This window comes from Streptomyces purpurascens (assembly GCF_045040895.1).
In the GTDB taxonomy this organism is placed as follows: Bacteria; Actinomycetota; Actinomycetes; order Streptomycetales; family Streptomycetaceae; genus Streptomyces; species Streptomyces purpurascens.
Window position 1 is genome coordinate 2,318,016 of sequence record NZ_CP108341.1, and the last position, 23,355, is coordinate 2,341,370.

Annotated in this window: 28 protein-coding genes; 8 read left to right on the forward strand and 20 right to left on the reverse strand. The window is 72.2% G+C overall.

Translation table 11 applies throughout. The features are described 5' to 3' along the window. Nucleotides 1-108: 108 nt before the first annotated feature. Complete coding sequence (locus OHU35_RS10610) at nt 109-363, reverse strand: DUF397 domain-containing protein (protein WP_184596785.1); 255 nt, start codon at nt 361-363, stop codon at nt 109-111. Next, nucleotides 364-1,224, reverse strand: a complete 861-nt coding sequence (locus OHU35_RS10615) for a helix-turn-helix transcriptional regulator (protein ID WP_189728819.1) — start codon at nt 1,222-1,224, stop codon at nt 364-366. Between the two features lie 243 nt (nt 1,225-1,467). Between OHU35_RS10615 and OHU35_RS10620 the strand changes: the two genes are divergently transcribed. The 3 genes from OHU35_RS10620 (at nt 1,468) to OHU35_RS10630 (ending at nt 4,885) form a co-directional block, all read left to right on the forward strand. Continuing rightward, on the forward strand, nt 1,468-2,127 hold the full coding sequence (locus OHU35_RS10620) for an ATP-binding protein (protein WP_405505207.1): 660 nt from the start codon (nt 1,468-1,470) through the stop codon (nt 2,125-2,127). Then, nucleotides 2,124-2,558: a hypothetical protein gene (locus tag OHU35_RS10625; RefSeq protein ID WP_405505208.1), complete on the forward strand. Its 435-nt coding sequence runs from the start codon at nt 2,124-2,126 to the stop codon at nt 2,556-2,558. The genes OHU35_RS10620 and OHU35_RS10625 overlap by 4 nt, the downstream gene beginning before the upstream one ends. A gap of 353 nt (nt 2,559-2,911) precedes the next feature. Then, nucleotides 2,912-4,885: an ABC transporter ATP-binding protein gene (locus OHU35_RS10630; protein WP_405505209.1), complete on the forward strand. Its 1,974-nt coding sequence runs from the start codon at nt 2,912-2,914 to the stop codon at nt 4,883-4,885. 24 nt (nt 4,886-4,909) lie between these two features. On the opposite strand, the gene OHU35_RS10635 is transcribed toward OHU35_RS10630, so the two are convergent. The 6 genes from OHU35_RS10635 to OHU35_RS10660 form a co-directional block, all read right to left on the reverse strand. Next, nucleotides 4,910-5,092, reverse strand: a complete 183-nt coding sequence (locus OHU35_RS10635; RefSeq protein WP_189728827.1) for a hypothetical protein — start codon at nt 5,090-5,092, stop codon at nt 4,910-4,912. Between the two features lie 155 nt (nt 5,093-5,247). After that, nucleotides 5,248-5,937: a DUF899 domain-containing protein gene (locus OHU35_RS10640; RefSeq protein ID WP_405505210.1), complete on the reverse strand. Its 690-nt coding sequence runs from the start codon at nt 5,935-5,937 to the stop codon at nt 5,248-5,250. Nucleotides 5,938-6,016: 79 nt separating this feature from the next. Continuing rightward, nucleotides 6,017-7,198, reverse strand: coding sequence for a cytochrome P450 (locus tag OHU35_RS10645; protein WP_405505211.1), 1,182 nt, complete (start codon nt 7,196-7,198; stop codon nt 6,017-6,019). Nucleotides 7,199-7,215: 17 nt separating this feature from the next. Next, nucleotides 7,216-8,580: an amidohydrolase gene (locus OHU35_RS10650; RefSeq protein ID WP_405505212.1), complete on the reverse strand. Its 1,365-nt coding sequence runs from the start codon at nt 8,578-8,580 to the stop codon at nt 7,216-7,218. Nucleotides 8,581-8,603: 23 nt separating this feature from the next. Further along, nucleotides 8,604-10,502, reverse strand: a complete 1,899-nt coding sequence (locus OHU35_RS10655; protein ID WP_405505213.1) for an FUSC family protein — start codon at nt 10,500-10,502, stop codon at nt 8,604-8,606. A 165-nt stretch (nt 10,503-10,667) separates the two neighbouring features. Continuing rightward, nucleotides 10,668-11,444 (reverse strand): nucleotidyltransferase domain-containing protein, encoded by a 777-nt coding sequence (locus tag OHU35_RS10660; RefSeq protein WP_405505214.1) that lies wholly within the window; start codon nt 11,442-11,444, stop codon nt 10,668-10,670. Nucleotides 11,445-11,629: 185 nt separating this feature from the next. Between OHU35_RS10660 and OHU35_RS10665 the strand changes: the two genes are divergently transcribed. After that, complete coding sequence (locus tag OHU35_RS10665) at nt 11,630-12,043, forward strand: RidA family protein (RefSeq protein ID WP_189728840.1); 414 nt, start codon at nt 11,630-11,632, stop codon at nt 12,041-12,043. A gap of 10 nt (nt 12,044-12,053) precedes the next feature. Further along, complete coding sequence (locus OHU35_RS10670; protein WP_359895329.1) at nt 12,054-12,659, forward strand: gamma carbonic anhydrase family protein; 606 nt, start codon at nt 12,054-12,056, stop codon at nt 12,657-12,659. Nucleotide 12,660: 1 nt separating this feature from the next. Here the strand turns inward: OHU35_RS10670 and OHU35_RS10675 are convergent, their stop codons facing one another. Further along, nucleotides 12,661-13,383 (reverse strand): aspartate/glutamate racemase family protein, encoded by a 723-nt coding sequence (locus OHU35_RS10675; RefSeq protein WP_189728844.1) that lies wholly within the window; start codon nt 13,381-13,383, stop codon nt 12,661-12,663. Between the two features lie 5 nt (nt 13,384-13,388). Further along, nucleotides 13,389-14,864 carry an NCS1 family nucleobase:cation symporter-1 gene (locus OHU35_RS10680; protein ID WP_405505215.1) on the reverse strand — a complete coding sequence of 492 codons (1,476 nt, stop codon included), beginning with the start codon at nt 14,862-14,864 and terminating at the stop codon, nt 13,389-13,391. Between the two features lie 147 nt (nt 14,865-15,011). Between OHU35_RS10680 and OHU35_RS10685 the strand changes: the two genes are divergently transcribed. Further along, nucleotides 15,012-15,677, forward strand: a complete 666-nt coding sequence (locus tag OHU35_RS10685) for a GntR family transcriptional regulator (protein WP_359895532.1) — start codon at nt 15,012-15,014, stop codon at nt 15,675-15,677. Nucleotides 15,678-15,702: 25 nt separating this feature from the next. Here the strand turns inward: OHU35_RS10685 and OHU35_RS10690 are convergent, their stop codons facing one another. The 3 genes from OHU35_RS10690 to OHU35_RS10700 form a co-directional block, all read right to left on the reverse strand. Further along, nucleotides 15,703-16,425: a uracil-DNA glycosylase gene (locus OHU35_RS10690; RefSeq protein ID WP_189728849.1), complete on the reverse strand. Its 723-nt coding sequence runs from the start codon at nt 16,423-16,425 to the stop codon at nt 15,703-15,705. Between the two features lie 72 nt (nt 16,426-16,497). Next, complete coding sequence (locus OHU35_RS10695) at nt 16,498-17,829, reverse strand: MFS transporter (protein WP_189728851.1); 1,332 nt, start codon at nt 17,827-17,829, stop codon at nt 16,498-16,500. Then, nucleotides 17,826-18,515, reverse strand: a complete 690-nt coding sequence (locus tag OHU35_RS10700) for a helix-turn-helix transcriptional regulator (protein WP_229873345.1) — start codon at nt 18,513-18,515, stop codon at nt 17,826-17,828. The genes OHU35_RS10695 and OHU35_RS10700 overlap by 4 nt, the downstream gene beginning before the upstream one ends. A 122-nt stretch (nt 18,516-18,637) precedes the next feature. Between OHU35_RS10700 and OHU35_RS10705 the strand changes: the two genes are divergently transcribed. Then, nucleotides 18,638-19,156, forward strand: coding sequence for an RNA-binding S4 domain-containing protein (locus tag OHU35_RS10705; RefSeq protein WP_189728853.1), 519 nt, complete (start codon nt 18,638-18,640; stop codon nt 19,154-19,156). A gap of 39 nt (nt 19,157-19,195) precedes the next feature. Here OHU35_RS10705 and OHU35_RS10710 read toward each other — a convergent pair whose 3' ends face one another. The 4 genes from OHU35_RS10710 to OHU35_RS10725 all read right to left on the reverse strand — a co-directional run bounded on the left by OHU35_RS10710 (nt 19,196) and on the right by OHU35_RS10725 (nt 20,789). Continuing rightward, nucleotides 19,196-19,321, reverse strand: a complete 126-nt coding sequence (locus OHU35_RS10710) for a hypothetical protein (RefSeq protein ID WP_267943667.1) — start codon at nt 19,319-19,321, stop codon at nt 19,196-19,198. Nucleotides 19,322-19,333: 12 nt separating this feature from the next. After that, on the reverse strand, nt 19,334-19,792 hold the full coding sequence (locus tag OHU35_RS10715; protein WP_359895337.1) for a DoxX family protein: 459 nt from the start codon (nt 19,790-19,792) through the stop codon (nt 19,334-19,336). A 66-nt stretch (nt 19,793-19,858) separates the two neighbouring features. Continuing rightward, the gene (locus OHU35_RS10720) at nt 19,859-20,098 is read right to left on the reverse strand and encodes a hypothetical protein (protein ID WP_359895339.1); all 240 of its coding nucleotides are present in this window, start codon (nt 20,096-20,098) and stop codon (nt 19,859-19,861) included. Nucleotides 20,099-20,108: 10 nt separating this feature from the next. Next, complete coding sequence (locus OHU35_RS10725) at nt 20,109-20,789, reverse strand: class I SAM-dependent methyltransferase (protein ID WP_359895341.1); 681 nt, start codon at nt 20,787-20,789, stop codon at nt 20,109-20,111. Nucleotides 20,790-20,950: 161 nt separating this feature from the next. On the opposite strand from OHU35_RS10725, the gene OHU35_RS10730 reads away from it, so the two are divergent. Further along, nucleotides 20,951-21,214: a DUF6343 family protein gene (locus tag OHU35_RS10730; protein WP_189728859.1), complete on the forward strand. Its 264-nt coding sequence runs from the start codon at nt 20,951-20,953 to the stop codon at nt 21,212-21,214. A gap of 37 nt (nt 21,215-21,251) precedes the next feature. Here the strand turns inward: OHU35_RS10730 and OHU35_RS10735 are convergent, their stop codons facing one another. From OHU35_RS10735 to OHU35_RS10745, 3 genes are read right to left on the reverse strand one after another with little or no spacing between them, the layout of a single operon-like run. Further along, nucleotides 21,252-21,632: a M48 family metallopeptidase gene (locus OHU35_RS10735; protein WP_189728861.1), complete on the reverse strand. Its 381-nt coding sequence runs from the start codon at nt 21,630-21,632 to the stop codon at nt 21,252-21,254. Nucleotides 21,633-21,682: 50 nt separating this feature from the next. Then, on the reverse strand, nt 21,683-22,321 hold the full coding sequence (gene coaE / locus OHU35_RS10740) for a dephospho-CoA kinase (protein WP_405505216.1): 639 nt from the start codon (nt 22,319-22,321) through the stop codon (nt 21,683-21,685). Between the two features lie 30 nt (nt 22,322-22,351). Next, entirely contained in the window at nt 22,352-23,290 is a 939-nt protein-coding gene (locus OHU35_RS10745) for a PAC2 family protein (protein ID WP_189728865.1), read from the reverse strand. Between the last annotated feature and the right edge of the window lie 65 nt (nt 23,291-23,355).

Consider the following 23,355-nt stretch of genomic DNA (forward strand, 5'->3'; position numbering starts at 1 on the left):
GAGGCACTCCGTAAGGCGCAAAGGGTGGTCAATTCGGCACCAGCGTCAAAAAGTCGAGCATCAGGGAGTCGAGCATCAGCAAGCCGAACGTCGGCAAAGGCAATCACGTCAGGACAGCAGGAAGTCCGCCTTCCCCGCCTTCGCCCCCTCGATGAAGGCCGTCATCTCGTCGGTGGTGTAGATCAGCGCCGGACCGTCGGGGTCGGTGGACTGGCGGACGGCGATCCGGCCGTCGGCGAGCTTCATCGCCTCCAGGCAGTTCCCGCCGTTCCCGCCGCTCCACGGTTTGTGCCAGCCTTCGCTGCCCAAGTCACGCGCGGGCATGCCGTTGTAGACCTGTTTGCGCGGCTTGATGCGATCCATTCACAGCTCCTTGCGGAGATCCCGGAGGATCTCCTTCGTGCGATGTGCCGTAGCGGCCTGCGCCGCCATGCGGTCCATGACCTCGAGGTGGGTCGCCACCTCGGCGCGCGCGTCGAGATAGACCGCGCCGGTCAGGTACTCGCTGTAGACCATGTCCGGCAGTTCGGGCATGGCGAATCGGAACAGCACGAACGGCCCGTACGTGCCCGGGTGCGGCCCATTGGCGAACGGGGCGACCTGGAGCGTCACGTTGGGCAGCTTCGTGGCCTCGAGCAGTCTGTCGATCTGGGCACGCATCACCTCCGGGCCGCCGACCGGGCGCCGCAGCGCGGTCTCGTCCATCACGACCCACAGCCGGGGCGCGTCCTCGCGGGTGAGCAGGTCCTGGCGCTGCATGCGCAGGGCGACGTGGCGCTCGATGTCGTCGGGCCGGGTCTGGCCGATGGCGCCGGAGCGGAGCACTCCGCGCGCGTAGTCCTCGGTCTGCAACAGGCCGGGGACGAAATGGGGTTCGTAACTTCGGATGACGCCGGCCGCGCCCTCCAGGCTCACGTACATCGAGAACCAGCCGGGCAGGATGTCATGAAAGCGCTGCCACCAACCGGGCTTGTTCGCGTCCTCGGCCAGCTGGACGAAGGCGTCAGCCTCCTCGTCGGAGATTCCGTAGGCCTTCAGGAGCAGTTGCAGATACGGGATTTTGAGCGCGACCTCGGCCATCTCCATACGACGGACCGTGGCGGGGGCGACGCGGAGGATGCGGGCGGCCTCCTCGCGCTTCATCCCGGCGCGCTCCCGCAGGTCCAACAGGCGTCGGCCGAGGACGACCTGACCGACCGTCGGCGCGGACCGCGGTTCGCTCACGCTCCACCTCCACGAAGAGTTCTGACGAGCCGGCCACAGAAGAACGCTGACAGCCCGGCGGCGCCATTCGAAGACCTTTCGAAGAGCTGATCCGAACTGACGTTTCGAACGAATCTTCGACGATCTCAACTGGCGCCGCGCGGAGTGCTGTTGCGATGCAGTGTGCCACGGTCTTCCAGACCGTCACAGCGCACTCTGCAATTTTCAGAGTGACACTTGCCAAGTGTTCACGGCGGGGCGATAGTGGCAAGCGTGATTCCGTCCGCGCCCTTAGGAACAGACGCCGCCGCAGGCCCTCTCGGCCTCGGTACCGCCGGAGTCGGCCCCGTCGGGGCCGCTGCCGAGCGCCGGTTCCGTTTCGAGCTGGCCGCACATCCGGGTTCCCCCGCACAGGCCAGACGCCTGACGCGGGCCCGGCTGGCCGGCTGGTCGGTGTGCGAGGACACGTGCGACAGCGCGGCCCTGGTGGTATCCGAGCTGGTCACCAACGCCATCGTGCACACGGCGAGCACGCACATAGTGTGCGAGCTGCACGACGGCGACGACCTGGTGCGGATAGCGGTGCGTGACGAGGGCTGCGCCCCTGGCCAGCCCCACGCGGCCGGCCGGACGCGGCCCGAGGAGGAGCACGGGAGGGGACTGCTTCTCGTCGACGCCCTCTGCGAGGCCTGGGGTGCCCATGAGCACGACCTCGGGCTGCTGGTCTGGGCCGAGCTGCCGCGCACGGCGGACACCCCGTGCGACCCCTCGGGGCCCCGGAACGACCTGGGCTGGGGCGCCCGCCCGAAGCCGGGTCCGTCCGACGACTCGGGCGACGGGGACGGAACCCACCAGGCGCGTCACACGAGGAGCGCGCCGGAGGTACCCGCGCAGGGGCGACGCCGAGAGCAGGGGGCGGCATGACGTCCGCGCAGGGTGGCCGCGTACTGAACCTGGACACACTGGCCCGCCTCCGGCGCGGGCTGCGTACGCCGGGGCCGGCCCTGCGCCTGCCCGTGCCCGACGGCATGACCGCGCCGCTCGGCTGCGACGCGGTCGCGGTTCCCTCCCGTCTCGGTCGGCTGGTGATGCCCCGGCTGCCCCGCGCGGGCTGCGTCTACGCCGACGGGACGCACTGGTGGTGGCTGGTGCCGGCCGACTCCGACCACGCCCTGGAGTGGCCGGCTCCCGCGCGGTACGCCACCGGCGCGGTCGTCCCTGACGCCCCGGAGATCCCCGAACTGATCCACCGCCCGGACGGCAAGCTTCCGTACACCCCGCCGATACCGCTGTACCTGGCCCTGTGCCGCGTCACGGGGACGGCTCCGGCGTGGTCCCGGCCGGTCAGCGCGTAGGGCTCGTCGAGCGTGGCTGGGCCGAGGCCCGTGTTCGGTGAGCCTGGCGGGCTGAACGGCCCGCGTGCGACAAACCCTGCGCCTCCGACGCGCAGGACGCATCAAGCACGACTCCGCCGGCGTGCAGGGCCGGCCATGCAGGACCCGTCCGGCGCGTAAGACCCGCCGAACACATCCCGGTCGGGGCATACGCACCACCCCCACGACCTCGCGCCGCCCCACACCTCCCCCGGTCCGGTCGTGCGCCCGCGCGCATCCGGCGCCCCGGGCTGCGCCCTGCCCGGGCGGGCTCCGCCCCCGCGATAGTGGCCGTTCGTTCACGAGCGGGGCCTGAGCGGGGAGGTCGGTCGACGGTGGGGAAGAAGCGGACCGCGCCGGAGGTGTCCGAGTCGGAGCGGCTGCTCTTCGGCGGGCCGCTGCGCTACGACATGGGCTGGAACCAGCACGCCGACGCGTTCCTGGAGCTGAACTTCCGCGCCATGGTCACCCGATTGCCGTCCCTGCTGTCGTCCAGCCTCCGGCTCGCCCGGCAGGCCGACCGGGGCGCCGCGCGGATCGTGCTGGCCTCCGAGGCGGGCCGGGGCGCGGCCCAGGCGGTGAGCCTGCTCGCGGTCAACAGCGTGCTGGCCCGGCTGATGGGCGGCGGGCCGATCGACGACCGGCTGCGCGGAGCCGTCCCCGCGCTGGTCACGGTGGCCCTCGTCATGCTGCTCGCGGCACTGCTGCGGGCCGCGAGCACCTACGCCACCGGCCGCCTGGAGCCCAAGGTGGAGCGGGTGGCGACCGAGCGGTACCTGGAGCGGGCCGCGACCGTGGAGCTGGCCGCGATCGAGGACCACGCCTTCCACAAACTGCTGGACACCGCGCAGTACGGCGCCGCCTCCGCCCGCCGGATGATCATGTACGGGACGCGTGTGATCAACGCGATGATCTCCCTGGTCGCGGCGGCCGGTGTGCTGACCGTGCTGCATCCGGCCCTGCTGCCGCTGCTGGTGACGATGACGCTGCCGAGCGCCTGGAGCGCGCTGACCGTGGCCCGGCGGCGCTACGAGTCCTTCCACGCCTGGGTGCAGCATGCCCGCGCGGGCCGGCTGCTGGGCAACCTGCTGATCGAACCCGAGGCGGCCCCCGAGATCCGGGTGCACGGCGTGGGCGCGTTCCTGCTGCGGCACTTCCGCGCGATGTCGGAGACGGCCGAGGCCGAGCAGGCCCGTCTGGCCGGGCTCGCCGCCCGCACGGGCCTGATCGCGGCGGCGTGGACGGGCCTGGCGACGGTGGCGACGTACGCGACGCTCGGCGGACTGCTGCTGACGGGTTCGATGGCTCTGTCGGTGGCGGGTACGGCCGTGATCGCGATCCGGACCGGCTCGCAGAGCCTCGACACGCTCGTGGTGGAGGTCAACGCGCTGCACGAGGAGGCTCTCTTCGTCGGCGACCTGCAACGGCTGTACACGGAGGCGGCACAGCGTGCGATCCCGGCGGGCGGCCTGGCCATGCCGGAGGACCCGCGCGAGATCCGCTTCGAGAACGTCACGTTCCGCTACCCGGGCGACTCGGCCCGCCCCGCTCTCGACGACGTGACGCTCGCCCTCCCGCTGGGCCGGATCGTGGCCCTGGTCGGCGAGAACGGCTCCGGCAAGACGACCCTGGTCAAGCTGCTCGCCGGGCTGTACACCCCGGAGCGGGGGCGGATCCTGTGGGACGGCGTGGACGCGGCGACCGCCGACCGGCATCTGCTGGCCGAGCGGATCGCGATGGTGGCGCAGGACTTCAAGCGGTGGCCGTTCACGGCCCGGGTGAACGTCGCCCTGGGGCGTACGTCGGCGCCGGTGTGCGAGGAGCGGCTGGCCGCGTCGATCGCCGAGGCCGGAGCGGAGACGGTGGTCGCGGACCTGCCGCGCGGCCTCGACACGCTGCTCGCCCGCAACTTCAGCGGCGGGCACGAACTGTCGGGCGGCCAGTGGCAGCGGCTCGGCATCGCCCGGGCGGCCTACCGCAGGGGCCGCATCCTGATCGTGGACGAGCCGACGGCGGCTCTGGACGCACGGGCCGAGCTGGAGGTGTTCGAACGGATCCGCGCCCTGGCCGACAGCGGCCAGACGGTCGTACTGATCACGCACCGGCTGGCGTCCGTACGCCATGCCGACCTGGTGCACGTCCTGGATCAGGGCCGGCTCGTGGAGTCCGGGACGCCGGACGAGCTGCTGGCCACCGGCGGGCTCTACGCCGAGCTGTACGCGCTCCAGGCGGAGCAGTTCACCAAGCCGCCCACGACGGCCCCGCCGATCACGCCGGTCTCGAAGGTGCCGGCACCGAAGGCGGGCTGAGCCACGCCTTCGTCGGGCCGTCCGTCAGGCCGTGGCGTCGGCGCTGTCCCCGCTGCGCACGATCACCAGGAACATGTCCGTCGCGAGGTCCATGACAACCTCGGCCGGCAGGCCCTCCAGACGCCGCGCCTGCGCGAACTCCTCCGCCGGCCAGGAGCCACGCGGCCCGCCGGCGGGAAAGCGCTCGAGCACCGTTCGCCCGTTCACCCTGCACCTCCATGTCGCGCTGTACTCGTAGAGTTAAACGCCAACCATGGGGTGAACGGCTCGCGAAGTGACGGTTCTGAGACGTAGTTGACACTCGTTCACCGCCAAGTGTGACCAACCTCTCAGCCTCTTGGCGGATGTGGTCACTTTGCGTATCAGTCGTCGTACTCGTCGTGATAGCGGATGCGCTCGCTTCCCGCAGGCGCCCCAAGAGCCGACGAGCGCCCCTTGGGCTCCTCCCACACCTCCTGCCTGCCCAGCGCGGTGAGGTCCAGCAGGCTGGTGGTCGAGCCGAGGCCGTCGAGGCCGCGCTCGTACGTCGAGTAGGTGTGGAAGACCCGGTCCCGGTCCCGCAGGAAGCAGCTGAGGCCAGGCCGCTCCACGAGCTCCCCCTCGTGTTCGAGCGTCACCTCGAAGTCGCGGTTGAAGTCACTCCCGTGCGACGAGTACCAGGGCACCGTCCAGCCCATCCGGGCCTTGAAGGGCAGGATCTTCGGGAAAGGCGCCCGGGAGACGGCCGCGAACGACGTGCCACGGGCCTTGAGATGGGCGAGATGCCCTATTTGGTCCAGGAACCCCGAGCAGCTGCGGCAGCCGGCGTCCCACTCGGGCGCGAACATGAAGTGGTAGACGACGAGCTGGTGCCGCCCCTCGAACAGGTCGAGCAGGGCGGCCTTGCCGTCCCCGCCCTCGAACACGTACTCCTCGTCGACCTCCACCATGGGCAGTCCGCGCCGCTCGGCGCCCAGCGCGTCCCGTGCGCGGGTGGCGGCCTTCTCCTTGACCAGCAGTTCCGCGCGCGCCGCGCGCCACCGGTCACGCGAGACGATCTCCGGAAACGACATGAACCCCTCCTGTACCCCTCCTGTGGCAACGGTCCGTCCGGGGTGGTGACCGGCGGGAGGGGCGGAACTCATCGCCGGCTCACGAAGTTTTTTCCGCGTACGTCACCGGCAGCGCGACCAGACCCCGGGCGCGCAGGGAGGGGCGCCACCGCCGGGCGTCGGAGGCGAGGGCGAGGTCCGGGAACCGCTCCAGCAGCGCGGCCAGGGCGATTTCGGTCTCGGCACGGGCCAGCGGCGCGCCCAGGCAGTGGTGGATGCCGTGGCCGAGGGCGAGATGACCCGAGGTGTCCCGGCCGAGGTCGAGCCGGTCGGGGTCGGGGAAACGGGCCGGGTCGCGGTTGGCGGCGGCCAGGGACAGCAGGACGGTCTCGCCGGCGGGCACGGTGACGCCCCCGATCGTCACGTCCTCGGTCGGGAAGCGCCGGATGGCGAGCAGGGCGGGCCCCTCGTAGCGGGCGAACTCCTCGACGGCCACCGGGATGCGTGCCGGGTCGGTGCGCAGGGCGGCGAGCTGCTCGGGGTGCTCCAGAAGGCTCAGCACGGCGTTGCCGATGAGCTGGACGGTGTTCTCGTACCCGGCGAAGAGGATGAGGAAGGCCAGGGACATCAGCTCGTCCTCGGTGAGCCGGTCGCCCTCCTCGCGGACCGCGATCAGATCGGAGAGCAGATCGCCGGCGGGCTCCGCGCGCTTGGCCGCGATCAGCCCGGTGAAGAAGCCGAGCATCGCCACGACCGCCTCCTTGGCCGCCGCCGGGCGGGCCGGGTCGGGGGCGACGAGCGCGTCGGTCCAGGCGCGGAAGTCCCGGCGGTGGTCGTCGGGAACACCGAGGAGATCGCAGATGACCGTGATCGGCAGGGGCGCGGCGTAGGCGGTGATCAGGTCGGTGGTGCCGTGCGGGCCGAGCGCGTCCAGGAGGAGGTCGGCGGTCCGGCGTATGGGGGCGCGGAGGTGTTCGACGCGGCGCGTGGTGAAGGCCCGTGCGACCAGGCGGCGGATGCGGGCGTGGTCGGGCGGGTCCATGTTGAGGAGGTTGGCGTCCAGGGCCGGCGGCAGGGAGAGACCCCGGTAGCTCCCCTCCTTCGCCCGCGCCTTGTCCAGGGAGAGCCGGGGATCGGCGAGGGCCGCGCGGACGTCCTCGTACCTGGTCACGAGCCAGGCGGGGCTGCCGTCGGGGCCGGCGGTGCGGTGTACCGGCGCGCTCTCGCGCAGGCGCCGGTACACGTCGTGGGGGTTTTCGAGGAGGCCGTGGGCTGGATCCATCGGGCCAGCCTATGAAATCAGGTGTCGTACTCCTGGATGCGGCGGCCGTGACCGCGGTCGACGAGCGCGGGCAGGCGCTCCTCCAACTCCCCTGCCACCGCGGGCACATCGATCGTCAGCAGCGTCCGGTCGCGCATCAGGATCCGTCCGTCGACGATCGTGGTGCGGACGTCGGCCGAGCGGGCGCTGTGCACGAGGGTGGCGGCGAGGTCGTGGACGGGCCGGGTGTGCGGGCCGGTGAGATCGACCAGGACGATGTCCGCCCTGCGGCCCGGCGCGATGCTGCCGACGCTGTCCCCCAGCCCCACGGCACGGGCGCTCTGCAGGGTGGCGTGGTGCAGGGCCTGGCGGGAAGTCAGCCAGCGGGGGTCGCCCTCGGCCGACTTCTGGACCAGCGAGGTGAGGGCCATGGACTCCCACACGTCCAGGGAGTTGTTGGAGGCGGCGCCGTCGGTGGCGAGTCCGACGGGGACGCCGATGTCGCGCAGGGCGCGGACCGGTGTGGTGTCGGGCCAGGCGAACTTGAGGTAGCCGCGGGGCGCGGTGGCGACGGCCGTACGACCGCCCGCCCGCTCCAGGACCGGCAGGTCGCGGTCGGTGATGCCGGTGCCGTGGGCGAGGAGCACGTCCGTGTCGAGGATGCCGGTGCGGGCCAGGACCTCGATCGGGGTGACGCCGTGCCGGGCGAGGCTGGTGTCCGTCTGGTCGCGGTTCTCCGCGGCGTGGAGGTGCACGGGCAGGCCGTGCGCGCGGGCGAGCTCGGCGGTGGCGGCGAGGTCGGTGTCGTCGACCGTGTAGGGGGCGTGGGGCGCGAGCGCGGTGGTGATACGGCCGTCCGCGGAGCCGCGGTGCCGCAGCGCGAACTCCAGTGACCGCTCCCGGCCCTCGGGGCCCTGCGAGGAGAAGTAGGCCTCGCCCAGCAGCGCCCGCATGCCGCACTCGGCGACCACCGCTGCGACCGCGTCCATGGCGAAGTAGTGGTCGGCGAAGCAGGTGACGCCGGCGCGGATCATCTCGGCGCAGGCGAGCCGCGCGCCCAGCTCGACGTCCTTCGCCGTGAGGTTGGACTCGACGGGCCAGACGACGTCGTTGAACCACTCCTCGATGGGCAGGTCTTCGGCGATGCCGCGCAGGGCGACCATCGGCGCGTGGGTGTGACAGTTGATCAGGCCGGGCAGGGCGACCTGGCCACGGGCGTCGAGCCGCTCGGCGGCGGCCAGGTCCGCCACCGCGGAGGTGCTCGTGACGGCCTCGACGATCCCGTTCCGTACGACGATCGCGGCGTCCTCCTCGAAGCCGATCCGCTCTTGATCGTCGTGCACGAGGACGGTGCACGCGCTGATGATGAGGTCGGCGGGACGGTCCGCGGCAGAAGGCGTCATCACGCCAACGTACGACGAGGGCGCTATCCGGCGAGGGGTGTCCGGGGCAGTCGGAGCCCCACCCGTTCCCCGGGTCCGGTGAGTTCGTCGAGGACCGCGGCGAGCCGTTCCGTGTGGCGGGGGCCGATCCGGCCCGTGTCGTCGAGGTGCACGGCGCAGGCGGTCGTGGTGTCGACGAGGCGTTCGAGGAGGTCGGCCACCTCGTCCGCGCCCTCGGTGTGCCGGGCGAGGGCGGGCAGTTCGTGTGCGGAGAGGGAGATGGCCGTGCGGGCCTCGGCGAGGGTGCGGTAGGCCTCGCGGCGCAGGGTCCAGCGGGTGGCGCGGTGGTCGGAGGGGGTGCCGGAGCCGCCGATGCGCGGGGCGTCGGCCTCGTCGAGGACGTGGGTGAGGTAGGCGTACGCGGCTCGGCTCGCCGCCGCCAGCCGGGCACGCACTCCCCCGCCGCGCTGTCCGGGCATCGGCAGGTGCCCGACGATCAGCACGATCGCGCAGGCCAGCAGCGTTTCGCCGATCCGGCCGGCGGAAGCCTGTGGCTCGCCGCCGACCATGACCAGGGCGAGGACGAGGACGGTGACGACGGCGGTCTGGGCGGCGAAGTGCCGGGTGGCGACGGGTATCAGCGCGCCGCTGAGGGCGACGAGCGCGATGAGCCCTTCCGGGCGGGGCAGGACGACGGCGAACCCGGCGAAGAGGAGAGCGCCGAGGACGGTACCGGCGGCCCGGTTCAGCACCCGTGAGGCCAGCGGCCCCAGGTCGGGCTTGACGAGGAAGACGGCGGTGGCGGGCAGCCAGTACCAGTGCTCGTGCTCCCCGTACCACTGGGTCTGGTGCAGTGCCTGGGCGACCGCCGAACTGGCCCCGAAGCAGAGGGCGACGCGCAGTCCGTACTCGCGTCCGGCGGTACCGAAGGCGGCGCGCAGCCGGTCCCCGGCGGTACGGGGCCGGGTGTGCAGATCGCCGCCCCCGCCCTGGTCGAACACCTCGGCGGCCTGGAGCAGGGCGTCGTCGAGGGCGCGCAGGGCGGGCACCGAGCGGGAGGGGGCGGGCAGCGGCCCGGTGTGGGTGTTGTCGCGTACGGCGGCGGCGAGCCGCCGGGGGCCTTCGGAGGCCCGTTCGGAAACGGCCTCTTCGGCCCAGGCCAGCGCGGTGGCGGCCTCGGCGAGGGGCAGCGCGGCGGCGTACTGCGCGTGCAGCCGCCGCTCGGTGGAGGAGGAGGCGTACCGCCGCAGCCGGGGCCCGGCGAGCGCGTCCTGGGCGTGGTCGAGGGCGGCGGTGAGCGCGGCACGGCGGCGGATGGCGTCCGGCCCGCCGACGGCGTCGAGGAGCGCGGCGACCGCGTCGTACACACCGGCCACGGCCGCCCGCTCCCCGTCGAAGCGGAAGTCACCGGCGAGGGAGCCGGGCGTGGGCAGCACGAGCCGGAGCACGAGCAGCCAGCCGGCGCCGGCGAGGAAGGCGAGCGCGCGCTCCCACCCGGTCTCGGGCAGGGGCATCCCCGCGCCGATCGCCGCGCCGACGAGCAACTGCGTCCCGGAGGCGGAGGCGACGGGCCCCACGGCGCTCATCCCCCCGGCGACGAGCCCGACGAGCGTGAGGACCACGGTCAGCACGACCGCGCCGGTCTCGTCCCCGGTATACGTCCCGATCACCAGCCCCAGGGCACCGCCCAGCGCGGGCACCCCGAGCCGCTTGACCGAGACCCGCCGGCTCCCGGGCCGGTCGTTGATCCCGGCGAGCATGGCGGCGATGGCGGCGACGACACCGAGCGACGTACGCCCCGTCTCCACGGCCACCAGCAACAACGGCCCGGCGGACAACGCCCCCCGCGTCACCGCGCTCCAGGGCACCGGCCCCCGCTGAGCGCGCAGGGCGTGCGCGAGCCAGGGCGGCAGCACAAGGGAAAAGCGGCGGGACCGGGACACGGGGCTCCTGTCGTCTCATCGAGGGCAGGGGTGAGCCTTCGGGCGACGGTGGCCGGGGCGGGGTGTGGGTGTCCACGGTAAGCGGGGTTCCTGGAGGAAAGGTTTCCGGAACGTGACGGAGTACGGGAGAGCCGGGTTCTTTATGAACGCAATCGGCTACCGCGGTCAGCTCCGCGCCGCCTCCAGGGCCCGGGCGAGGAGCGTCTCCGCTTCGGTGATCGTCCGGGCGAGCGCGCCCGGGTCGTCCGTCAGGCTCCGGACGAGCTCGTCCACGTCACGCAGACCCGCCCGCGCGACAAGCCCCTTCTCGTTGGTGACCCACTCCCCACGCGCCGCCAGCACCGCGTGCGCGGTCTGTGCCGTGGCGAGGGCGATCGCGCCCGCGACCTGGGTGAGGGCGCTCTTCGGGGCGTGGCCGGCCCTGGCGTAGGCGAGGGTGGCGGTGGCCATGCCGTGCCAGTGGGCCGGGGCGGTGTCGCGCAGGGCCGGTGGGTAGATGCCGGGGCGTGGCAGCGTGCCCCGCAGCACCTTGTTGATCGCGAGTTCGGCGACGAGCAGATACGTCGGGATGCCCGCCAGATGGAACATCAGCGGCTCGACGCGGAAGCGGCCTGCCTCGGCCTCCGTCCGCTCGTGTTCGACGACGTCCAGATCGCGGTAGTGGACGTCCACGCGCTTGCCGTCGATCGTCAGCCAGGCACCTCCGTTGAAGACACCGCCACCCCAGGCGCCGATCGCGGACACCTCGCCCTCCCAGCCGACCGCGCGGAGATCGGCCGGGTCGAAGGCGCCGCGGTAGTAGACCGCCAGGTCCCAGTCGCTGTCGGGCCGTTCGGTGCCCTGGGCCCGGGAGCCGCCGAGGGTGACGGCCTCGACGGCGGGGAGGGCGGCGAGACGGTCGGCGGTGGTGTCGAGGAAGGCCTGGTCCGGGAGGGCGGTCACGGGGGCGGCTCCTGGGGCGGGCGGGTGTGGGGTCCGAGAAGCGTAGGGGGATCGGCCGGATCGCGTGAACCGAAATCGCGCGCGGAGCGGGACACGGGTGAACCGAAATACGGGTGCGGCCGCGTTCCGGGACCCGCATGATCGGTCGAACAGCTGCCCAGTCACCGCCCCAGATCGGAGCCCGCGTGATCCGCCGCGTCACCGTCCCGAGCCTCTTTCCGCCGCCCACCTACTCCCACGCCTCCGTCGTCGAAGCCGGCACGCGGCTGGCGTTCCTCGCCGGGTCCGTGCCGCTCGACGCGGGCGGTGAGCTCGTCGGACCCGGAGACCCCGCACGGCAGGCCGAGCAGGTGATCGCCAATCTGCGGGAGCAACTGCACGCCGTCGGCAGCGACCTGGCGCACGTCGTGGCGACCGAGGTGTACGTCGTGAGCGGTGAGCCGGCCGTGCTGTCCGCCGTCTGGGAGGTCGTCGAGGCGTCCGGGCTCAGCGCGGGCCCGCACTCGTCGACGCTGATCGGCGTGGCGTGCCTCGGGTACACGGGGCAGCTGGTGGAGATTACGGCGACAGCCGTCGTGCCCGACGGGGCGCCGACCTGAGGAGAACTCCATGCTGATCGAGCACCGCGGGCGGCGCCCTGTCGTCCCCGAGTCGGCGTACGTCGCCCCGACGGCCGTCCTGTGCGGGGCCGTCGTCCTCGGTGAGCGCAGCCGCGTGCTGCACGGGGCCGTGCTCACGGCGGAGGACGGGGAGGTGCGGGTCGGCTCGGACGTCGTCGTCATGGAGAACGCGCTGGTGCGGGGGCGGGCCGCGCACCCCGCCGTGATCGGTGACGCCGTGCTCGTCGGCCCGCACGCCCATGTCAACGGGGCGACCCTCGAGGACGAGGTCTTCGTGGCCACCGGCGCCTGCGTCTTCCCCGGGGCCGTCGCGAGCACCGGCTCCGAGCTGCGGATCCACAGCGTGCTGCACGTCAACTCCGTACTGCCGCCCGGCACGGTCCTGCCCATCGGCTGGATCGCGGCGGGAGCACCCCGCGCCCGGCTCTTCGCCCCCGGCGAGCACGACGAACTGTGGCAGATCCAGGAGGCGCTGGACTTCCCCGGCACGGTGTACGGCATCCCGCGCGGCACGTCGATGCGGGAGGTCATGGCCCGCCAGGTGGCGTTCTACGGGGCACATGGCGACGACGTCACCCTCGACGGCCCGTCATGAGCTACCGCCGTTCGGGCCTCCCCCACACCCGCCGTTTCGGCAGCGCCTCCGCATAACTCCCCACCCGGCTGGTCGTCAGCCCCAGCGCCAGCAGCGACTCCGCGAGTTTGACCGCCGCGGCGACCCCGTCGACGACCGGCAGGCCCAGCTTCTCCCCGACCGCCCGCTGCAAGCCGGTCATCCCGGCGCAGCCCAGCACCAGCACCTCCGCCCCGGCCGCACAGGCCCGTTCGGCGGCGGCGAGGAACGCCGTCTCGGTGCGTTCGTCGTCGCCGAGGTCGAGCACGTTCAGGCCCGTGCCGACGACCGCGGCGCAGTTCCGCGCCACGCCCGCCGTCTCCAGACTGTCCTCGATCTGGCCGCGCGACCGCTCCAGCGTGGTGACGACCCCGTAGCGGCGGCCCAGCAGGCAGGCGAGATGCGCGGCGGCCTCGGTGATGTCGACGACGGGTACGTCCACCAGCTCCCGCACGCCCTCCCGCCCGTGCTCCCCGAAGCCGGCCATGACCACGGCGTCGTACGGCGGTCCGTCGTAGGTCCGCAGCGTGTCCAGGACGGCCGCTGCGGACAGGTAGCTGTCGAGCCAGCCCTCCGCGGACTCGGGGCCCCAGGCGGGGGTCAGTCCGGTCACGGTGGTGCCCGGGCCTGCGGCGGCCCGGGCACCTCGTACGATCTCCTCGGTCATCTCCTGCGTGGTGTTGCAGTTGGTGACGACGATCCGCACGTCTCTCAGACCTCCATGGCAGGGCGCTCGGCGGTGTGTTCGGCAGTGCGTTCGCTGCGGCACAGGGTCGCGTACAGCCCGGCCGCGAGCGCCGTGCCGATGAACCAGGAGTACGGCGCCACATCGCTGAAGGTCTTCACCAGCGCGAGGACGGCGGCGACACCGGCCGCGGGCAGGAACGCCCACAGCGCCTTGGGGTTGACGCCCTTGCGGTAGTGGAAGCGGGAGCCGGGGGTCGCGTCGAACAGTTCGTCCACGTTCACGCGGCCGCGCTTGACCCAGTAGTAGTCGACCATGATCACGCCGAACAGCGGACCGAGGAAGGCACCGAGGCCGCCGAGGAAGTAGTTCACGACGGTCGGGTTGGAGAAGAGGTTCCAGGGGGTGACGAGCAGCGCCGCGACCGTGCTGATCATGCCGCCGACCTTGAAGGTGATCTTCTGCGGCCAGACGTTGGCCAGGTCGTACGCCGGCGAGACGAAGTTGGCGACGATGTTGACGCCCATGGTGGCGATGGCGAAGGTCAGCGCGCCCACCACCAGCACCCAGGTGTTGCCGATCTCGGCGACCAGGTAGGCAGGGTCGGTGATCTCCTTGCCGAAGACCTCGAAGGCGCCCGCGGTGACGATGACCGACACGATCACGAAGGCCGTGGAGTTGATGGGCAGGCCCCAGAAGTTGCCGCGCTTGACCGTCTTGTAGTCGGGCGAGAAGCGGGAGAAGTCGCAGAAGTTGAGCATCAGCGTGCCGTACGTGGCGAGGACCAGGCCGATCGCGCCGAACCACTGGCGCCACTGCTCGCCCACGGAGACCGGGTGCGGTGTCGAGGTGAGCGAGATCGTCCAGCCGGCCTTGGCCAGGATCCACACGGCCAGCGCGATCATCACGAGCCAGATCGCCGGCCCGCAGAAGTCCTGGAACTTCCGCACCGATTCCATGCCCCGGCTGATGATCGCCGCCTGCACCAGCCACAGGGCGATGAAGGAGACCCAGCCGAGTGCGTCGAGGCCCAGGAAGGAGTTGTGCGTCCACGACTCCAGGCCCGGCCAGGCCGCGAGCAGCATCACGTTGACGGCGACGGAGGCGAGGTAGGTCTGGATGCCGTACCACATGATGGCGATCACGGCCCTGATCAGCGCCGGGATGTTGGCACCCCAGACGCCGAAGGCGATACGGCTGACCACCGGGAAGGGGACGCCGTGGCGCTGCCCGATCTTCCCCATCCAGTTCATGCCGATGTAGATGATCACGAAACCGACGAGCAGGGACGTGAAGATCTGCCAGACGTTCATGCCGAGGAAGAGCAGTCCGGCGGCGAAGGTGTAGTTGCCGAGGTTGTGGACGTCTGACATCCACATGGCGAAGAGGTCGAAGACCTTCCAGTTGCGCTTCTTCGCGGGCGCGAGGTCTTCGTTGGTGAGCCGGGGATCGGGGACGAACGCTGGGGTGCCGGTGGTCGCGGCACGGTCGGCGAGGGACACGGGGGCCTCCATGAGCAAGGGGACGACGGAGGACTGCTCTGCGGGGGGCTTTGGTATACCAAACTGCGCTCATGGTCTCCCCGTCAACCGTTCTGACCGATGTCCCTCTTGTTAACGCTGCGTAAAAGACACCCCGTGTCGGCGAAGATGGGCTCCATGACGAAGATCGAACCTCTCGGAGCGGTCCGCGAACGCGTCACGGCTGAGCTGCGGCAGGAGATCATCGCGGGCAGCCTCCGCCCCGGCGACCGATTGGTCGAACGCGAGCTGGCGGAGCGCCTCGGCGTCTCGCGCGTTCCGGTCCGGGAGGCGATCCGGGCCCTCGTCGCCGAGGGCTTCGTCCACTTCGAGACCCCGCGCCGTACGGTCGTACGCCGCCTCACCCCGACCGACGTCAAGGAACTGTTCGAACTGCGCGAGGCGCTCGAGGTCTACGCCGCCGGACTCGCCGCGTCCCGCGCGACCCCGGAGGATCTGGCCGAGGTCCAGGAACTCCTCGACCGCGCCGCCGCCGCGACCGAGGCCGAGGACGCCGAGGCGATCACGGACGTCAACAGCCGCCTGCACGACCGCATCGTGGCGATGGCGGGCAACAGCCTGCTGACCGAGGCCCTGGAACCGGTCGCCGGCCGGCTGCGCTGGATGACCCGGCGCAACGAGGAGTGGCCCCAGCTCCTCGTCGAGCACCGCGAGTTGTACGAGGCGATCGCCTCGGGCGACCCGGACCGGGCCCGTGCGCACGCGCTCACACACGTACGGACCAACTACCGCTCCACGGTGCGGCAGCTGTTCGGGGACGAAGAACTCCCGTAGAACTCATCGCCCTCCCCGCAGAACCTCATCGCCCTCCCGTGGAATCTCCTTCGGCCTGGGGCAGCCCCGCCGCCTCCGCGGCCGTCCGCAGGACGTCGCGCAGCATCGCGGGGGTGAGCCGGCCGGTGAAGGTGTTGCGCTGGCTGACGTGGAAGCAGCCGAAGAGCTCCAGGCCGTCGAGGACGTAACGGGCCCCATGGGCGAAGGCGGGGCGTGGCCGGGGCACGGACCAGCCCGCCTCGGCGAACGCCGGCAGCGCGGCCTGCCAGCCGAAGGCACCGAGCACGACGACGGCACGCAGCGTCGGACGCAACAACTCCAGTTCCCGCACGAGCCAGGGCCGGCACGTGTCCCGCTCCTCGGGGGTGGGCTTGTTGGCGGGCGGGGCGCAGTGCACGGGCGAGGTGACGCGTACGCCGTACAGCTCCAGGCCGTCATGGGCGTGCACGGCCGTGGGCTGGGAGGCGAGGCCGACGTCGTACAGCGCCTCGTACAGGACGTCCCCGGAGCGGTCGCCGGTGAACATCCGCCCGGTGCGGTTGCCGCCGTGGGCGGCGGGGGCGAGCCCCACGATCAGCAACCTTGCGTCCGCCGGCCCGAACCCGGGCACCGGCCGGCCCCAGTACGTCCAGTCCGCGTAGGCGGCTCGCTTGGCACGGGCCACCTCCTCACGCCAGGAGACCAGCCGCGGGCAGGCCCGGCAGTCCGCGATGCGCCGGTCGAGGAGAGGAAGGCCGCTGGCGTCCATCCCTCCACGGTAGGCGCGGGTGGGGGTCGCGGCCGTCCCGGGGCCCGGGGCATGATCCTCGGGGCCGTCCGGCTAGGCCGGTGCGCCGGACTCGGACACCGGCGCCTGCGGGGCCCGTTCGCCGCCGCGGCGGATCCAGAGCAGGGCTCCGGACAGCAGCACGGCACTCGTCAGCAGCCAGGGCAGCGGCCCCGGGCGCAGGAGCCCGGCGGCCAGGCCGGTGAGCGCGCCGACCAGTTGCTGGGCGAGGGACTGGACGGACAGGGCGGTGGCGCGGCCCTCGCTGGGGACGCGTCGGTGCAGCAGTTCGTTCTCGTTCGGGCCCGCCGCGCCGAGACCGAGGTAGATCAGGCAGAAGCCGACGACCGCGAAGGTCGTGGCCACCGGATGTACGGCGGACGCGGTGACGCCGAGCAGGAGCAGGCCGCTCGCCCCGGCCCCGAGGCAGACCAGCACGGCCCGCCCGCCGCTGCCCGCGACCCGGGCGACGAGCGAGGCGAGGTGGCTGCCGACACCGGAGCAGACGAAACCCGCGCAGGAGAGCGCGGCGTAGACCAGCGCCCCGGACCCGGTCGCCCCGGTCAGCGCGACGGTACGGACCGGTACGAGCAGTTCGATGACGGCCAGGGCGCTTCCGGCGGCCGCGGCGCTGAGCATGACCCGGCGAACCAGCGCGTCCCGTCCGCCCAGCCGCAGCCCGCCCAGGACGGTGACCGGCACGCCGCGCAGCACAGATCGCAGGGTGGCCGGCGGTCGCGGCGGCTCCCGCAGGACGGCCAGCACATAGCAGACGAGGACGGCCCTGACCGCGGCTCCGAGCAGCACGGGCACGGCCAGGGGCGGCACCGCGCCGGACGTCGCCTCGCTCAGCCTGGCACCGAGGTCGGGTCCAAGGCCGAGCAGCCAGGGCAGGGCCCCGCCGAGCAGAAGGCCGACCGCGAGCGCGGCGGAGGTCGCGGATCCGCCTCGGGCCAGTCCCGTCCGCAGCTCGGCGTCGGGGCCGGACACCTCCTGCACGGCGTCGACGTACCAGGCCTCTGCGGTACCGCTGGCCAAGGCCCGGGCCACGCCCATGAGCACCATGCCGGCGGTGAGCACCCAGGCGGTGGTGCCGAGGCCGACCAGGAGCGCGGCGAAGAAGTTGAGCACACCGGCCATGGCCAGGACCGGCCGGCGCCCGAGGACGTCGGAGAGCCCGCCCGTGGGCAGCTCCAGCGCGGCCACGGTCAGCGAGTGAGCGGCGAAGAGGCCCGCCACCGCGGCGAGGGACATCCCGCGCTCGCCGAACAGAAGGACCATCGAGGCCATACCGAGGCCCGGTGGCAGCCATAAGAGCGCGCAGACGGTGACGTAACGGCGTCGAGCGGTCCGTATCCCGGGCGCCTCGGCGACGAGGTGCGTCATGAGGCGCCCTCGTGGGCGCCGCCCTCACGGCCGTGCAGGTCTGCGTCCTCACGGCCGGGCGGGTCTACGCCCTCACCGCCTTGCCGGTCTTCGTCCTCACGGTGGTGCGCGGCGAGCGGCAAGCCTGCGGTGAGGAGCACGACGTGTTCGGCGCGCGGGTCGTCCGCGTCCCGGGCGGTCAGTTCCTCCAGCTTCCCGGCGATCGTTTCCCAGAGCTCGGTGAGCGACCCGGCCGTCAGGCGGGGCATGAGGTCGCTGATCCCGGACGACTCCACCCACTCCTGACCGAGTCGCCCGCCGGCCATGTCCGCCTCGTGCCGGGCGAGGGACGACTCGAGGTGCTCCAACTGCCGCCGCCGCGCCAGGCTGACGAAGGCCCGGCCCGCCTCGGAGGACTCCATCGCCTCGTTGCTCCAGGAGGTCATGGTGTGCAGCGCCCGCCAGCGCCGCTCCCGCCCGTCACGATGCTCGGCCTCGGCGATGAAGGCGTACTTCGCCAGCACCCGCAGGTGGTAACTGGCCGACGCCGACGACTCCCCCGTCCGCGCGGCGAGCTCGCTGGCCGTGGCGGGCCCGTCCTGCCGCAGCAGCCCGAGCAGCCGAATACGCAAGGGGTGGGTGAGGGCCTTCAGGGCGGCGGTGTCGTGCTCAGGGTCGAGTACGCGTTTGTGCTCGTCGCTGTCCATGCCGGGAGGGTAGGCCGCCACGACCATTCAGCAAAAGACATTTTGCAAAACTTGTTTTGTAGATGTCGTCGGAGGAGAATTCCCCACCCGATCGGACCACGCGGAGGACTAAGGTCGGGGACATGGCTTCACAAGGTGCGGCGAACAACTCCGGCAACGGAGAGGCGAAGACCCTCGACCCGAAGGTCGCCGAGGCGATCGCCGCCGCCGACGCGGCCGGGCCGCAGAGCGGCGAGACGGTCCGCGTCGACAGCTGGATCTGGTCCGTACGTCTCGTCAAGACCCGTTCCATGGGAGCCACCGCCTGCCGCGGCGGGCACGTCCGCGTCAACGGCGACCGCGTGAAACCCGCACACGCCGTGCGCGTCGGCGACGAGGTACGCCTGCGGCACGAGGGCCGGGAGCGAGTCGTCATCGTCACGCGGCTGATCCGCAAGCGGGTCGGCGCCCCCGTGGCCGCCCAGTGCTACATCGACAACTCCCCGCCGCCCCCGCCCCGCGAGGCCGTCGCCCCGGCCGGCATCCGCGACCGCGGCGCGGGCCGCCCGACGAAACGGGACCGCCGCGAAATGGAACGCCTGCGCGGACTGACCGGCCCCGGCGACGATCTCGGCAGCGACATCGGCAAACCCACGCCGTGAGCAGACCGTCCCGGCGGACACGACGAGCCGCACAACACGTCAGCCGCCCTGGCCCAGACGCCGGAACAGCCCGGCCCGGTCCCCGCAGCCGACGCCCCACCACGCGTCGGCGCCCGGGACGAGCCTCTCGGCCCGCCCGGACGCCGTCGGCGTCGCACGCGACACGGTGTCGACCGGTCACGCCCGTCGTCGCAGCAGTCGCAGCAGATCCGCGTTGTGCCCCCGCCGCGCCCAGGCGATGAGGGCGAGCGGCACGATCAGGATCAGCGGCGTCGCCGCGTACTGCCCGTCGAACACGGCTACCTGCACGACGAACGCGCCCACCATCAACGCGCTCAGCGCCATCGCCGCCACCGACTGGAGCACCGGGATCAACAGGGCGACCGCTCCGGCCAGTTCGAGCGCCCCGATGGTGTACATCCCCGCGCTGCCCCAGCCGAGCTTCTCGAAGGACTCGGCGGCGGACGGGTGTGCGATCAGCTTGGGCAGGGCGCTCGGGATCGCGTAGAAGAGGGCGAGCAGCACCTGAAGACCGCGCAGGGCGATCCGGGCGCGCCGCCCGCGAGCGGTCGCGGACTCGGCGACCACGCCGGCAGGAGCGGAGGCGGCGGTGACGGAAGCGGTGGTCTCGGACATGAAGGTCTCCTGGGGGAAGCGGTCCGTGGTGGTGTCGAAGAGGTAGACCGCCGCTCGCCCGCGAACTCATCGCCGCCCGGCGGAATTTCTGCCCTTCCAGCTCGACTTCCCCCCGAAGCACCAGCGGACGGACACGTCCAGCCGGGCCGGCTTCCCTCCGATGCCGGTGCCCAGCGGCGTCGCCGCCTCCACCAGCTCCCGCAGCTCGGCGCCCCCGCGGGCGCGGCGCAGCGCCAGGGACGTCGAGACCGTGTCGTAGCCGATGAGGCGGCCGGGCGACGCCACCCCGTACACCCCCTCACGCACCTCGGGTCGCCTAGGCCGCCCGCACCGCCCTCACCCAGATCCCGTCCTCCGTCAGATACCGGTCCACCTTCAGGCCCGCCTCCTCCAGCGCCTCCTCGAACTGATCCTTGGTCAGCGGTCGTGCCCGGAACGTCTGTGTCCAGACCGCGTCCGGGAACTCGTATTCCGCGCGCACCGAGTTGACCCCGTCGCCGACCGGCTCCGCCGACACGATCCGCACGGTGAAGCCGCTGGGGTCCACGCGCTCGCGCGGCAGGTTCGTGTGGTAGTCCGCGCCCTCCCGCTGGATCAGGACGCTGCCGCCCTCCGCGACATGGCGCACACAGGTGCGCAGCAAGCCCCGCCGCACCTTGACGTCCCCCGCGTGCACGAGGAACGACGCGAGCAGCACCACGTCGAACGTCTCGCCCAGGTCCAGGTCCTCGATCGGGCCGCATATGGTCCGCGCCCCGCGCACGCGCTCCAGCATCTCGGCGGACTCGTCCACCGCTGTGACCGTGAACCCGCGCTCCAGCAGTCCATGGGTCATGCGACCGACCCCGCTGCCCAGCTCCAGGATGCGCGCTCCCTTGGGCACCGCTGCGGCGATGATGTCAGGTTCGTCCCCGACGGGCAGTCGTGAGTAGAGCTCCACCGCGCAGCCGTCCGGGGTGATCGCCCCTGGTCCCGTCCCCTCGTACCCCTCACGCATTTTCATCTCCATGCCGGTCCAACGGGCCACGCCCGCACGCCAGTTCCTGTCCCGGCCGCCTTCACCCGACCGAGTGAACGATGTCCCGCACGAGCCCCGGCTCCCCCTGGTGGTCCGCATCCGCGGTGGAGAGTACGTTGCAATCAGGAGTGGAGTTCGCGATGCGTACAGGCAGTGAACCGGCGACTGCGCGCAGTGCCCTGCGGGCGCGCTTCTGGCTGAGCGTGTGGGGGCTGGTCTGGGCGCTCTTCGGGACGATCGCGTTCACACTCGCCGGGCGGCCGGGCTGGGCCATCGCCTGCGGTGTGCTGCTGCTGGTCGTCACGGTCGACCTGGCCGTCATCCTCAGGCACATCCGCCAGGGCCCGCACTGGCAGCCGGGCCCCGACATCCCGCCCTACCGGCCACCCGAGGACCACCGCTGAGGAAGACGAGGCACACGAGGCAGACGGGGACGGCCGCTCACGAGTCGAAGCGCGCGGCCTTCTGGAACTGCGGGTTCGGGTCCAGCGCGGCCGCCAGGCGGAAATGGCGCTTCGCCTGGTCGGGGCGGTTCTGCCGCTCATAGGTGCGGGCGAGCGCGAAGTGCGCGAACGCGTTGTCCGGCTCGCGCTCCAGGACGATCGAGAACTCGAGCTCGGCCGGCCGCAGCTGCGCCGCGGCGAAGAAGGCACGCGCGCGCAGCAGTCGCGCGGCGGTGTTCTCCGGGTGCGCGGCGATGACTCCGTCGAGCAGCTTCACCGCGCCCCGCGGGTCCCGCGCGGCGAGCAGCTGCTCGGCGGCGCGGAAGTCGATGACATGCGTCTCCGGGGTACGTCCGGTGGAACCGCTGGTCTCGGGCACGGCAGAGTCCTTCCCTCACTGGAGAGGTTCAACGCCCCCTCGGGGTGCCGCTATTCCTGTGGGGCCGGCCGGCCCTGAGGGCCCGGCCGGGACGCGTGGGACCTGCGTACCAGCTCGGCCCACACGTCCTTCACACGGCGCTCCAGTTCCTCCAGCGGGACGTCGTTGTCGACGACGACGTCCGCGATCTCCCGGCGCTGCTCGCGCGTCGCCTGGGCGGCCATCCGCGCGCGTGCGTCCTCCTCGGTCATGCCGCGCAGTCGTACGAGCCGGTCGAGTTGGGTCTCGGGGGCCGCGTCGACGACGATGACGAGGTCGTACAGCGGTGCGAGGCCGTTCTCCGTGAGGAGCGGGACGTCGTGGACGACGACCGCGTCCTCGGCGGCGGCTTCCTCCAGCTCGCGGGAGCGGGCGCCCACCAGCGGGTGCACGATCGAGTTGAGGGTGGCGAGTCTCGCCGCGTCGGCGAAGACGATGGAGCCCAGCTTGGGGCGGTCAAGGCTGCCGTCGGGGGCGAGCACCTGCTCGCCGAAGGCCTCCACGACCGAGGCGAGACCCGGGGTCCCCGGCGCGACGACCTCCCGCGCGATGCGGTCCGCGTCGATCAGCACGGCCCCGCACGCGACGAGCAGCCGTGACACCTCACTCTTGCCGGCACCGATGCCGCCGGTCAGGCCAACCTTCAACATGCCCGGAAGCCTAGACGCTCCCTCTTCCGGTCAGGTGTCGCCCTCTCGCTCCGCCAGGAAGCGTTCGAACTCCTTGCCGATCTCGTCGGCCGACGGGATGTCCACCGGCTCGGCGAGCATGTTGCCGCGGGTTTCGGCACCGGCGACGGCGTCGTACTGGTGCTCCAGGCCCTCCACCAGGGCGGTGAGGTCGTCGTCGCCCTCGCGGATCTGCCGGTCGATCTCCGTCTGGGTGCGGTGGGCGTCGGAGCGCAGGGCGTGGGCGATACCGGGCAGCACCAGTCCGGTCGCCGCCGTGATGGCCTCCAGGACCGTCAGGGCCGCGTCCGGGTACGGGGAGCGGGCGATGTAGTGCGGGACATGGGCGGCGACACCGAGGACGTCGTGCCCGGCCTCGAGCAGGCGGTACTCGATGAGGGACTCGGCGCTGCCGGGCACCTGCGCCTCCTCGAACGGGCTGCGGTGGCCCGGGACCAGGTCGGTGCGGTTGCCGTGCGGGGTGAGGCCGACGGGCCGGGTGTGCGGGACGCCCATGGGGATGCCGTGGAAGTTCACGGACAGGCGGACGCCGAGCCGCTCCACGATCTGCTTCACGGCCGCGGCGAAGCGCTCCCACTCCACGTCCGGCTCGGGGCCGGACAGCAGCAGGAACGGCGCTCCGGTGGCGTCCTGCACGAGCAGCACCTCGATGGCGGGCTCCTCGTAGTCGCTCCAGCGGTCGCGCTTGAACGTCAGCAGCGGGCGGCGGGCCCGGTAGTCCACGAGCCGGTCGTGGTCGAAGCGGGCGACGACCTGGTGGGGCAGCGAGTCGAGCAGCCGGTCGACGATCTGGTCGCCCGCCTCCCCCGCGTCGATGTATCCGTCGAAGTGGTAGAGCATGACAAGACCGGCCGACTCCTGGGCGAGCGCCATGTCGACGACAGCCAGCCCCTTCGGCTCCCATGCGTACAAACCCTGCGGATCAAGCACAGTGACCGCTCCTCCTCGTGTTCATACTGCACAACACCCTTGCGGCCATGGGCATTCCCGGAGGA